This window comes from Vibrio sp. QJM3NY_27 (genome assembly GCF_057785955.1).
In genome coordinates this window covers 155,912-168,269 of the sequence record NZ_CM173512.1, presented here as the reverse complement: position 1 = coordinate 168,269, position 12,358 = coordinate 155,912, and the positions used below count along the sequence as shown (strand labels likewise).

General features: G+C 39.4%; 9 protein-coding genes and 2 pseudogenes. 8 read left to right on the top strand and 3 right to left on the bottom strand.

Annotation, left to right across the window (positions count from 1 at the left end; genetic code table 11):
* Positions 1-49: 49 nt before the first annotated feature.
* The 4 genes from AC3CIA_RS16640 (at position 50) to AC3CIA_RS16625 (ending at position 3,556) form a co-directional block, all read left to right on the top strand.
* Positions 50-337 (top strand): hypothetical protein, encoded by a 288-nt coding sequence (locus tag AC3CIA_RS16640; RefSeq protein ID WP_488519296.1) that lies wholly within the window; start codon positions 50-52, stop codon positions 335-337.
* Between the two features lie 173 nt (positions 338-510).
* Positions 511-1,395, top strand: a complete 885-nt coding sequence (locus AC3CIA_RS16635; RefSeq protein ID WP_488519295.1) for a hypothetical protein — start codon at positions 511-513, stop codon at positions 1,393-1,395.
* A 38-nt stretch (positions 1,396-1,433) separates the two neighbouring features.
* On the top strand, positions 1,434-1,709 hold the full coding sequence (locus tag AC3CIA_RS16630; protein ID WP_488519294.1) for a hypothetical protein: 276 nt from the start codon (positions 1,434-1,436) through the stop codon (positions 1,707-1,709).
* A 68-nt stretch (positions 1,710-1,777) separates the two neighbouring features.
* On the top strand, positions 1,778-3,556 hold the full coding sequence (locus tag AC3CIA_RS16625; protein ID WP_488519293.1) for a DUF7380 domain-containing protein: 1,779 nt from the start codon (positions 1,778-1,780) through the stop codon (positions 3,554-3,556).
* A gap of 93 nt (positions 3,557-3,649) precedes the next feature.
* Here the strand turns inward: AC3CIA_RS16625 and AC3CIA_RS16620 are convergent, their stop codons facing one another.
* On the bottom strand, positions 3,650-4,678 hold the full coding sequence (locus tag AC3CIA_RS16620) for an AAA family ATPase (protein WP_488519292.1): 1,029 nt from the start codon (positions 4,676-4,678) through the stop codon (positions 3,650-3,652).
* Positions 4,679-5,125: 447 nt separating this feature from the next.
* Between AC3CIA_RS16620 and AC3CIA_RS16615 the strand changes: the two genes are divergently transcribed.
* The 4 genes and pseudogenes from AC3CIA_RS16615 to aroG all read left to right on the top strand — a co-directional run bounded on the left by AC3CIA_RS16615 (position 5,126) and on the right by aroG (position 9,210).
* A complete protein-coding gene (locus AC3CIA_RS16615; RefSeq protein ID WP_488519291.1) occupies positions 5,126-5,980 on the top strand; it encodes a hypothetical protein in 855 nt (284 codons plus the stop codon).
* Between the two features lie 2 nt (positions 5,981-5,982).
* Positions 5,983-7,707 carry an RNA-directed DNA polymerase gene (locus tag AC3CIA_RS16610; RefSeq protein WP_488519290.1) on the top strand — a complete coding sequence of 575 codons (1,725 nt, stop codon included), beginning with the start codon at positions 5,983-5,985 and terminating at the stop codon, positions 7,705-7,707.
* Positions 7,708-7,726: 19 nt separating this feature from the next.
* Positions 7,727-7,843, top strand: a pseudogene (locus tag AC3CIA_RS16605) (putative quorum-sensing-regulated virulence factor); the annotation flags it as partial.
* A gap of 314 nt (positions 7,844-8,157) precedes the next feature.
* Entirely contained in the window at positions 8,158-9,210 is a 1,053-nt protein-coding gene (gene aroG, locus AC3CIA_RS16600; RefSeq protein WP_488519289.1) for a 3-deoxy-7-phosphoheptulonate synthase AroG, read from the top strand.
* Positions 9,211-9,331: 121 nt separating this feature from the next.
* On the opposite strand, the pseudogene AC3CIA_RS16595 reads toward aroG, so the two are convergent.
* Positions 9,332-10,755, bottom strand: a pseudogene (locus AC3CIA_RS16595) (phosphohexomutase domain-containing protein).
* 16 nt (positions 10,756-10,771) lie between these two features.
* Positions 10,772-12,307: a mannose-1-phosphate guanylyltransferase/mannose-6-phosphate isomerase gene (locus AC3CIA_RS16590; protein ID WP_488519288.1), complete on the bottom strand. Its 1,536-nt coding sequence runs from the start codon at positions 12,305-12,307 to the stop codon at positions 10,772-10,774.
* Positions 12,308-12,358: the final 51 nt, after the last annotated feature.

The following is a 12,358-nucleotide window of genomic DNA, read 5'->3' as shown; positions in this document are numbered from 1 at the left end:
TAATTCTTCTGCTTAATATGCAGGATCATTAACCTAAAGGTGAATTAGAATGTTAAAATTAATCGAATTTAAAGAAGAAACAACAGTTTTTGTTAAAAAGATGACGAGGTTATTAACTATTAGTGATAATTCAAGGGCGGCCATTTTTCTAGCCACAGCTTTTTGTAATTACTATCGCGATGGGGGGGCTCTCTCGGCTGTTCAGCTTTCTGATATCGATTATATTGATGAAGAGTACCAAGAATTATTTTTTAATATGATGCTTTTAAGGAGCTATGGGTTTCGAGGTGATAGCAAATTACATGAGTTGTACTTACAATGTAAGCAGTATATCTAGTTAACTGAATAAGAAGGCGCGAATAGCGCCTTTTTCTTCGGTTGTCAGGGGGGGATGGGGGATGAAGTCCCCCGTCCAAGGCGGCAAATCTTTAGATTTGCCTATCTTGACTAACTTGTACAAATTACTCGATTTGATTCAGTGTTTTAAATTTAGTAAGTTGTCAATAAAGTATGACAATTAACAACTGGACAGTAACGGTAGAATCAATTAAATCAACAGCAGCCCGAGAGCTGTATTTTCAAAACTCTAGTCATAAAAATCACTCCAATACTGAACGTATCATTAATATTTGGGGCAACAACCAAACTAGCCTCAATATTCAATATCAATGTGAAAAACGTAAGCTAGCACAACTTTTGAATCGCAAAGGTGGTAGGCCACCCTCACCTGCGATGGAGTATGTGTTTACTTTGCCTAAAGGAATTAGACCAACAGAACGACAATGGCAATCAATGTTAAAAATCATTGTTGCTAATCTGTCTCGTTCGATGGGATTGGGTTCTAAGGATTTTAATGGAATTGTACGTGCGGTACTGCATCAGCAGCAAAATGACAACATTCGTGGTACAGGTGATCATCTTCATGTTCTTTTTGGCAAGTTCACAAACGATGGTCAATACCTAAGGGATCTGCAAAAGAAAGGAGCCATTCATATAGCTAAACAGGCTTTTAATCTAGCGGTAAAGTCTGAGTTAGGAATTTGCCACACAGACTATGTTGCGCAAAAGAAATACAGTAACTCAGCGAAAAGGCGAGCCCCGCTGTGGCGAGTAAAAGCAGCTCGCCAACAAGAGACTCAAGAGCAAACCCTAGCTTTAATTCGACGAAACTTTGACAACGTACTTAAACAATGTGAGAAGTGGCTTAAGGCGTTTGAACTTGGGGATAAGGTTCAAATAAATCGGCAGTATAATCGTATCTCCAAGTCTTTAGGGCAGTTAGATCAAGCTGGTGTCAGAAGTGATAGGTTTGTCCGTCTTATTGACTCGATGACAACTGTTATCGATGAAAAGTCACAAAAGCAGCGACTGCCCAAACTAATTAAAAAAGATTGAAAAATCATGCTTAAAAAAGTAATTTTTAAATAAAATGCATGAACATATTTAGAAGTTCTCCATCTCTACTAAACATAGTTATAAAAACAAAAGTAAGAAAAGCATTTCTGACAGGTATTGATACTGATTACCAAGTCGACACAAAGTGGTTAGAACATACGATAGATAGGTTGATTTATACACTAAATGCTAGGTTAATAGCTTCAGGTGAAAGTATTGATTTAGAAGATGATGAGTTTATCGATGAATGTATTAATGCAATCGTTATTCAGATTAGTCAGAACATCGAACGAGGCATTAAAAAAGTAACATAGCGCAATTATCGTGCGCGTTTTAAGCTTAATGGCATTTGATTCAGGAATTTAATTAAAAAGGTAAATTAATGACGGTTGATTATAACACTGTCTTCACAGAATTAGACTGGGATAGCTCTTGTCAAATAAAACCTGAGCATGAACATTCGTATGAGTGGCATATACACTCTCTGATGGAAAAGGAAACAGATGAAGAGAAGAGGCATGTTTTACTAATGCTCGGGAAGGCACTAAGCCTAAAGCTTCACCATCCAGAAAGTGTAAATACCCCTTTTACGAAAGGACTATTTACGGGGACATGGGTACCTGAGGCTTTTCTAGAACAAGAGCTTGCATTCTATCAATCGATATTACCTTTAACTGATGATATTTGGTTAAAAGCTAGGATTTCAGATATCCTTTGGCTCTGGACAAAGAGAGGAAAAGATCCAGAGTGGGTAAGACTCGCGGTGGATTGTTATACAAAAGAAGATATTGATGCTGATGCTTGGATATCCTATCAAGATAAACAATGGGAGCGTGCCATTAGGCTCTGTTTACAATTAAGAGATTTCGAGCGTTTAGCGACGATTACAGATAGATTAGAGCATGAGCTTAGCGTTGATCACGGTGAGCATAAATTCATGGTGTTGTGGGTGTCTAAGTTGCTAGTTAAAACTGGATGTACACCTAAAAATCTTGATGCGTTTTTTACTCGGTTAATAACATTAGCGGCAGACCTAAGCCAAAAAAAAGATTACTACGCATCACGCATGTTCATGGAGTTAGCTATTCAGGTTTCATCGAAATTTGAGGATAAATCAAAGTGGCTTGAGTCATTGGTGTTTTTTGCAAATAGTTACAAAGAAGAGGGAGATAATAGGTTGCCGAGCTCGGCAATGATTGCTAATTCTTTTTATGAACAGTCAATGGAAGCCTACAGAAGCATCCCTAATAAGTATCGAGAAAAATTTGCCGTAGATCGACATATAAGTGAACTAAGGCATGACATTTCGCTGACTGGGGCGAAAATGCTTGACGAGCTTAAGACCATATCAATTCCGATACCAGATGTAACAGACTTAATTGAAGCTTCAAAACAGCATGTATCAGGGAAGGTTGATACAAGCAAAGCTTTGCTTTACTTTTGTGGGTTAACTGGAGCAGAACGAGATATGGGGACGATGCGGGCAGAAGCATCGAAAAGCCTTGAGGCATCAGTATTTAAGTCAATGATTAGTTCAGTACATACCTCGCGTGATGGTCGCGTGATTGGTCGCTCTCCAGTACATGACTTTGCGAAAGAAGAAGATTCGTTTTGCGGAGCAATGCAACAACAAATGGTTGAAAATTACCTGTTTAATATGGACTTTACTGCGAAAACTTCAATCATCCCTGCATTAGACCAGTTATTAGAAGAACATCATTTTTCTCGAGAATTTCTAGAGTCACTTTGCTTTCATTCTCCTTTAGTGCCTCATGATCGAGAAAGAAATTTAGGGTTGGCACTATGGTTTGGCTTTGAACATGATTTCTCCGCCGCGATTCATCTTTTAAGCCCACAAATTGAACATATTGTCAGAACAAAGCTTAAAGACGTTGGTGAGCACACTACTACGATAGAGCATGGAATTGAGCATGAAATTGGATTAAGTGCTTTGACTGATAAACTCAAATTTACTGAGATTTTTGGGGAAGAGTGTTCATTTGCGCTTAAAACGATATTTACTGAAAATTTAGGGTGTAACTTTCGAAATGAAGTAGCGCATGGTCTACTTAATGATAATGATGGTCAGAGTTACTATTCAGTGTATGCATGGTGGTATATTCTCCGTATGATATGCCACTCTTTGGTTAAAAATAATTGAAAATAAGCCTAGTGAATATCACTAGGCTTTTATATTTAGTTTATTTAGAACATTCAGTTATTTTAATATTCTTAATAAACTTAATGATCTAAGCTAAATTAAGCTATACATCTTTTGTCGTTTGGTTTTACCACCGAGTTCGTAACAAATTAACTTTTCTTCGAGAAAGGAAATGATGTTACTGCATTTATCTCGTCCATAATCAGTATTATCTTGAAGGTGTTGTCTAAGTACACCTTTTTCAATGCTTTTTTTATTCGATAAGAAAGAGATGATAAGGTTATAAGCATCATCGTATTCCTTAATAAAGTTACTGTAACTTTCTTGTGACTTTCTTCTTTCCTCTTGAATTTGGAATTCTTCATTAGAAATAAAAACGAAAGAGTTTACTAGATCTTTATAAGATGAACCTACTTTTTTTGTATATTTGAAATTTAGTTCAAGTAAGTTATCACCTCGTAATTTTGTGTTATAGAGCCTTAAGGTCTTTTCTTCAGTTGACTCATCTAAAGAGTGTTTATTCAATACATCTAACATATATATGCAGTTACAATCTTCGATTAAGTCTGTTGTGCCAGAATAAATTAGTTCGCCATTAGTGGATCGGTTTTTATTGGTATGACCAAGGCCAATGAGAGTTCCCCCTGTTGAAACAAACTCGCTTAGTAGAATTCCAAATTCTCGCATCATCTTTTTGTCCATTGTATCCGAGAACTTTTTGATCGTATCAAGAATAAAACATACTTTATGTGATTCATCGTTATAAATGATTTTTCTAACCATGCTTTGGAACTTTTTTATTTCAAACTTGTTATACCCGGGTGCTAACATATGGACATTTATTTCATTTAGTAATTTAGTCTTCTCAATTAATCCAGCTCTTGAGTCGTCAGCATTAATGTAAAAAACTTCCAAGCCATTAAGTGTGTTATTGAAATACGCCTTATGTAATTGATTTATTAGGAACAGTGTCTTTCCAGAGTTTGGTGGTGAAAATATTACTGTGGATTGCCCTTGCAGTACAATACCATCAAAAACAAATTTAGAATCTTTTTGAGAAGATTCGAGTTCTTGTAGATCTTTGTTTATAGAAAATGCCATTAATGAAGAAAGTGCTGACATAAAACCTCTAGTTTGTATAAGAATGTAGTTAATGCGCTTAGACTATCTATGTGAAATTTCCTATTCAAGAAGTTTGGTGATAATCATCAAATATGAGTCAAGTATTATTGTATCTAAGAAGTTTCTATTAGTTGGAAGTGGATGGAATGTTATTCGTTTCGAAAATAACCTCAACGATTCTCGATTATGCTCATGCTAAATATTTAATTAAGTGCGTTATAATTGCCCATTACTGGTGGTGACTAGGTCACTATCTGCTTACATAATCTCATGATTTAAATCATAATTTCTGTTTAAACGCATTTACCTTAGGCTCACTTTGTTGCATATTGACTGGTTAATTCATACTTTAAGGAATACAGAGATTTGGGAAGGTTGATCAATAGAGAGTCATTACCGTTGACATTGTGGTGCTCTGCTTCTCGTGCAATGAGGCTTCCTCGTCTTTTGGAAGATACATGGCGAACATTGTTAAATGAAAATGGGTTGATGGATTTGGCGTTACATAAATCAACGACTGGAGCTATTGGTGGGCAGAGTATTGATGAGACGAATCAGCACTTGGCTACTAGGTATAATGGGTCGTGTGCCCGAGTCGTATTGTCTATTTTAGATCCTAAACATGAAATGGACTTAATATCAGATACTTATGCAACTTTGTTTGCAGGGAACAAAGTGTTTCTCGCTGATATCCCCAGTGGGAGCGGCGCTGCAATCATGAGTATCTTATGCACACTTGTAGAGTTGAGAGAAAAATTTGTTATTCCGAGGCATCCTTTGGAGGTGGTCATTGTAGCTGGAGAGATATCTGAGGTTGCAATTGGACATATGGCGAGACAACTTGAGCTAATAAAACCGATGTTAAAAGCCCAAGCGATCACTATCGTAGATATATCTTTGAAGATTTGGGACGTAGAGTGCAAGCAGAGCACCGCTAAGCTGATTCGAGAGATGACAATCAAGAGTATAGATTGTGATAATCGTATGCTTATTTTATGTAACTTCAGTGGGTATCTTGATACTGGGAGGTGGAAGAAGACTAAAAGCACCTTCGAAGAAGTTTTTAGACACAGTACAGATACTAGTAGCGCGGCAATTTGGATTGAGCCTCAGACAAAGAAAGCTGAAACTCTGTTCGAGAATATTCGGAAATGGTTTGATGTTGATTTAAGTTATTTTTTACCCAGTCAGAAGCAGGTTAATTCATTAGCATCAAGGGTTGATTGCAAGCACACTTTTGGAGAAGGTTCTTATAGAGTACAGCTTAAGGTCCATCGATTTGACCTTCCTGATGGAGTCTGAGCATGAAGTCAAAAATCGCTTTGAAAGCGTTAAATCAATACCGTAAGCGTGACGTTAATGCTTATCTTGGTCTTCGTTATTATCTCGAAAATTCAGCTACAAAGAGTGATCATTGGATTGAAAGGGTGTGCTCGAAACTAATATTAGATGGTCGAGATGTTGGATATCTGAGAACAAACCACTACAAGGACTGGATTGACAACTCTTACGTATATAGAGATGTTTTTTTACCAACACCAGTGGAAAGCTTGAGTGAGGCTTTACTCATATCTGAGCTTTCAAAACATAAAGAATTTCATCCTCAAAGCTATGTTTTCAGCTACAAACTGGCCTCAGATAGTGATGTTTCAGGTGTGTTTGTACCTTACTTTAATGGAATACGAGAAAGGCACGAATTAATATCTAAACTATGTTGGGAAAATGAAGGTGCTTCAGTTTTATACACGGATATAAAAAAATTCTATCCAAGCATAAGGTATGAAGACGCTATCAAGGTGTGGAAAGAAAAGTGTTTAGAGTCCGACTTAGACGCGAAGTTTTTCGCTCTCGGCAAGAAGTTACTTGAGAAGCATTATACTGTAAATAAAAAGTGTGAAACTGGAAAAGGCATCCTTACCGGACCAATGTTTAGTCACGTTATCGCTAATTTGTTGTTAGACAGTATCGATAAACAAATGTACCAACTAACGAAAGGGCGATACTGCAGATATGTAGATGACGTTATTTTTGTTGGAAGTGATAATGAATTAGATTTATGGCGAAACGAGCTTGAAAAACGATTTTCAAACTTAGGGCTTGAACTACATGATGGTGACAAAGACTTTTCAGTTACTAACGAAAAGTGGTTAGAAGGCCAAAGCGATTTTAATTCGAGTCTATCTATTGATTGGATGCAGTTGATTGGAGATTTGAAAAAGTTCTTATTTGCGCATCCTAGCAAGAGCTCTGAGTTGAACAATGTGTTCATTGAAAACAGCATACGTATACCTGTTTTAGACTACTCGTCAGTAATGAGGGAGTCTACATCCGTTCAAAAGCTTGCCGATTGGATCGGAAAGTTTCATTTTTCACGTAATCTGATAAGAAGTATAAGTATCAACTCCCTCTTGGCGAAAGCAAATCAATGCAGGGTAAAAATGCTTGATCAGCTTTTTCTCTACGCAGAAGAAATGAAACAAGCTCAAGATTATGAGAAAAAGCGTCTTGTTCCGAAAATACGTTTTTTAGCTGGTAGACTGACAATTCTGTTACCCGTTAATAAGTTACTTGAATGCTCTGAGTTGCTCATGCAATTTGATGAGTTTCATCAAACAGCGGTAACTATGAAAGCTGTTGCGACTCGAAACGTCACAGAGTGCCTCATTATGGGAAGTAACTGTACTCAAGCTGCATCACAACTACTTTCGATTGAAGACTTACCTGTAGAGATTAATATTGAAGATTTAAATGGTGTAAGCCTTAATGTTATCGAGCAATCGTTGGCGGTGTTGGATCTTAACGGTATAACTTATGATATTCCACTTAGACCCGGTGAATTAAGGCGATTCAGTAAAGGTATCGATGTTAGTTCACTAATGGAATCGAATGATCGATACATCAAAGAGCTAGCTTCCTTACATGGCGTTGGCTTGTCGAGGCATGAGCTTATCTTGAGTTCTTGCTTTGATAGGGATGAGGAATTGACACTAGATATATTAAATCAAGTGCATAGCTCTAGAAGTGGTTAGATTGTGGAAGTTTGTTTTTTTATGGTTCGACAAAAAAGGGTTCCCCTCTGGTGAGCTAGGTGACTTATTAAAATTGTGCCTTGCTCTGAAAATTGAAGGGCTTGATAGCGTTGTCAAACCATTGAAAAGAATGTAGTTGAATAGAGAGCTTGCGTTAATCACGTGAGCTTTTTTGTTTTCAAGTGCTACACAATGCTACATGTATGCTGAAGCTTGAAGAATAGCTGCTCTTGTCTTCCTTGAAATTACGCAATCGATAGCGTGTAAATAATTATGTACAGGGTGTTTCTAATATAAAACACAAAAAAAATTGCGTTTATTTTCAATTAGTGATTGAAACTAGAGTTTTTACTAGTTAAGTTACAAGGAACAAGAAGATAAGTGCTGATGGAAAGTTACGTGAGATAACCTACATTCAGCTCAAGGATAGAAAATAGGAAGAAGTAAGCGATGTTCCAGACTGATGATGTAAGAATTAACAAAGTAAAAGAGTTATTACCACCTGTTGCTGTTTTAGAAAAGTTTCCAGCGACAGAAATTGCTTCTTCTACAACCTTTGAAAGCCGTAAAGCGATTCATAATATTTTAGAAGATAGCGACGACCGCTTACTTGTTATCGTAGGCCCATGTTCTATTCATGACACAGAAGCTGCACTTGAATATGGCAAACGCTTGAAAGTGTTACGTGATGAACTAGGCGACAAACTTGAAATCGTAATGCGTGTTTATTTTGAAAAACCACGTACAACTGTTGGTTGGAAAGGTCTGATTAACGACCCATACATGGATGATACGTTCAAGCTAAACGATGGTCTTCGTCTAGGACGTAAGCTACTACTTGACCTAACTGATATGGGAATGCCGACGGCAAGTGAATTCCTAGATATGATCACGCCTCAATACGTGGCTGACCTAATCAGCTGGGGCGCAATTGGCGCACGTACGACTGAATCTCAGGTTCACCGTGAACTTGCTTCAGGTATTTCTTGCCCTGTAGGCTTTAAGAATGGTACTGATGGCAACATTAAGATCGCAACCGACGCGATTCGTTCAGCGAGTGCTTCTCACCACTTTTTGTCTGTAACTAAGTACGGTCACTCCGCTATCATTGAAACTGCAGGTAACCCTGATTGCCATATCATCCTACGTGGTGGTAAAGAGCCAAACTACAGTGAAGAGCATGTAAGCAAGATTAAGGAAGAACTAAAAGCTTCAGGTCTTCCAGAGAAGGTGATGATTGATTTCAGCCATGCGAATAGCTCTAAGCAGTTTAAACGCCAAATTAACGTATCTGATGACGTAAGTGCACAGATTTCAGGTGGTGATAAAGCTATTTTTGGTGTGATGATTGAATCTCACCTTGTTGAAGGTCGCCAAGACTTGGTTGACGGCAAAGCAGCGACATACGGTCAGTCTATTACCGATGCTTGTATTGGTTGGGAAGATACTGAAACAGTACTTCGCCAACTGGCAGATGCTGTTGAAGCTCGTCGCAACAAGTAAACTAATTACAGTCAGCGACTAAGCGACTGAAAATTCAAAGCCCTTATTAGCAATCGCTAGTAAGGGCTTTTTTGTGACTCTTAGTTGAAAATTAGTTAAAAACTGGAAGTGCTTTGTATTCTTAAATGAAAAAAGACAGTAGCTCGTCGACTTTAAGTGACAGTAAAGTTCTATCTTGCTTGGTTTCCACGTTGAGGCGTATCAACGGCTCTGTATTGGACTTTCGTAAGTTGAAGCGCCATGTCCCCATATTCATGCTGAGCCCGTCTGTGTGATCGATCTCAACGGCATCAACTTGATAGTGCGACAACACATAAGCCATGACTTGTTCTGGGTCTGAAACCCTACGATTGATCTCTCCTGAAGAGGAAATCTATCCATACTCGAATTGGTCAATTGGTGAAGAGATTGTTGAGTTTTCGACATCAGTTCTATCACTAAGAGCCAAGGAATCATTCCTGAATCGCAATAACCAAAATCACGAAAATAATGGTGCGCACTCATTTCACCACCGTACACAGCGTTTAATTCTCGCATCTTCTCTTTGATGAGCGCATGCCCAGCTTTGACTGCAACAGCCTTCCCATCAAGCTTATTGGCGACTTCAATCGTGTTCCATGTCATACGCATATCGTGCAACACTGTGGCGTTAGGCTCTTTTAACAAAAATGCTTCAGCGAGCAACCCGACAATATAGTAACCCTCAATGTAATTGCCATTTTCGTCAAAGAAAAAACAACGGTCAAAATCACCATCCCACGCAATGCCAAGGTCGGCAGAATGCTCTAAGACTGCATCTCGAGTCGCTATTTGGTTGTTTTTGATCAATGGGTTGGGAATGCCATTAGGGAATTTCCCGTCAGGGGTATGGTGAACCTTGATGAAAGTGATCGCGACACTGAGTTCGTTAAATTTCTTCTCTAAAGCATCAATGACATGTCCTGCAGCGCCGTTTCCTGAGTTAACCACAATCTTCATGGGTGAAAGTTTAGAAGGTGTTATGTAGGAGAGTAGGTGGTCTACATAAGGGGCGAGAATACTGGTCGATATGCAGGAGTTATTTGATTGAACATGAACGATCGGCAAATCGGCGTTCAGCTCTTGAGTCAGTACTTTAATGCGTCGTTTTATTTTATCTAAACCACTGTTTTTACTGATGGGACTAGCGTCAGCGCCGACCAGTTTCATTCCGTTGTAATTGATTGGGTTATGGCTGGCTGTGATTTGTATTCCGCCAATCGCTTTTAGGTGACGAGTCGCAAAGTAGACTTCTTCAGTGCCAGTCATACCTAGGTCTATGACGGCTATCCCAGACTCGATTAAGCCTTTGGTCATGGCTTGTTGTAATGAAAGGGACGTTTCTCGGTTATCTCGACCAATCACCACTTGAGCCAAGCCATCTAATGAAGTTTCAGGTGTCGTGGATAGGGCGTATTCGCTAAATGCCTTACCGAGCAGGTAGGCGAACTGCTCGGTAATTTGAGTGCCAATAATGCCGCGAATATCGTTGTTCTTAAAGCAGCTAAGATCTAATGTTGGTTTCATTTGATTGTCGCCGCTTCTATTTCGATTTTTTGTTCCGAGACGAAGAAGCTTGTTCGCTTCGAACGTCTCGCCCATAGCTGTCTTGATATCGAATGATATCGTCTTCACTTAAATGGCTGCCGGTTTGAACTTCAATCATTTCAAGAGGTGTCTCGCCAGGGTTCTCTAAGCTGTGGATGTGACCTAAAGGGATGTAAGTCGATTGATCTTCTTCGACGAGATAGGTTTTCTCATCGTTGGTCACCTTCGCAGTGCCAGCTACTACTACCCAATGTTCCGCTCTATGATAATGCATCTGTAGTGAAAGCTGATGACCCGCTTTTACAGTGATACGCTTAACTTTGTCTCGCTTTCCTAAATCAATCACATCGTATTTACCCCAAGGCCTCAATACCTCACGATGATGAATATGCTCCGTTCGACCTGCTTGACTTAGTTGACTAACAATCGATTTTACACCCTGAACCTTGTCTTTATCTGCGACTAATATGGCGTCTTTGGTCTCGACAATAATCAGGTTATCGACACCGACAGTAGCAACTAGCTTGTTTTCAGCATGGATGTAGTTGTGTTGAGAGTCGACGGTTAACACGTCACCTTCAATGACGTTGTTATGCTCATCTTTGTCGCTTACATCCCAGATAGCAGACCATGAGCCAATATCATTCCAACCGACATCCATCGGGATCACAGCTGCGTGCGAGGTTTTCTCCATCACGGCATAATCGATGGAATCGCTTGGGCTACTTTTGAATGCTTCAGCGTCGATACGGATAAAGTCGAGGTCGGTATTTTGCTTTGCAAGAGCGAGTTTACAAGCCGCTAATATATCGGGGTGGTGTTCGGCGAGTTCTTCAAGATAGCGTGATGCCTTAAACATGAACATGCCACTGTTCCATAGGTACTGTTCTGAGCGGATGTATGCTTCTGCGGTTGCTTTATCGGGCTTTTCTACAAAGCACTCAATGTCGTAAGCATAATGGGTTGGTTGGTCTGTAATGTTGGTTTCTAGTTGTAGGCTAGAGATAAGAGGTTGCCCTTGTTTGATGTAGCCATAGCCAGTCTCTGGAGCATTTGGGGTTATACCGAATGTCACCAGTTTGCCTTGTTTTGCGTAATCAACACCACGGTTAATCGATTGTTGAAATTCAGAGGTTTTAGCGATGTGATGGTCGGCAGCAAGCACTAATAAGATTGGGTCAGCCGCTTCTCTTTTAGTCTCATGAGATTTGGTCAAAGCTTGCAAGGCTGCAAGTGCGATGGCTGGCGCAGTATTTCTACCGACAGGTTCTAACAGAATGCCACTGTGCAGGACGTTAGCTGAGCGAATTTGTTCAGCAGCGATAAAACGATGCTCTTCATTACAGATGATGAATGGCGCATCGCAGCTGCTATCCGTTAGGTGTGCGTCGATACCTTGCAGGCGTTGAAGTGTCTGCTGAAGCATCGACTGTTCGCCAGCAATATTCAGGAATTGCTTAGGATAGAGCTCTCGAGACAGTGGCCAGAGGCGGCTTCCAGAGCCGCCAGCTAGGATGACAGGTAAAATCATAGAGTGGTAATTGTGTGCATTAGAATACTGCCATCATATTACCACGCTTCA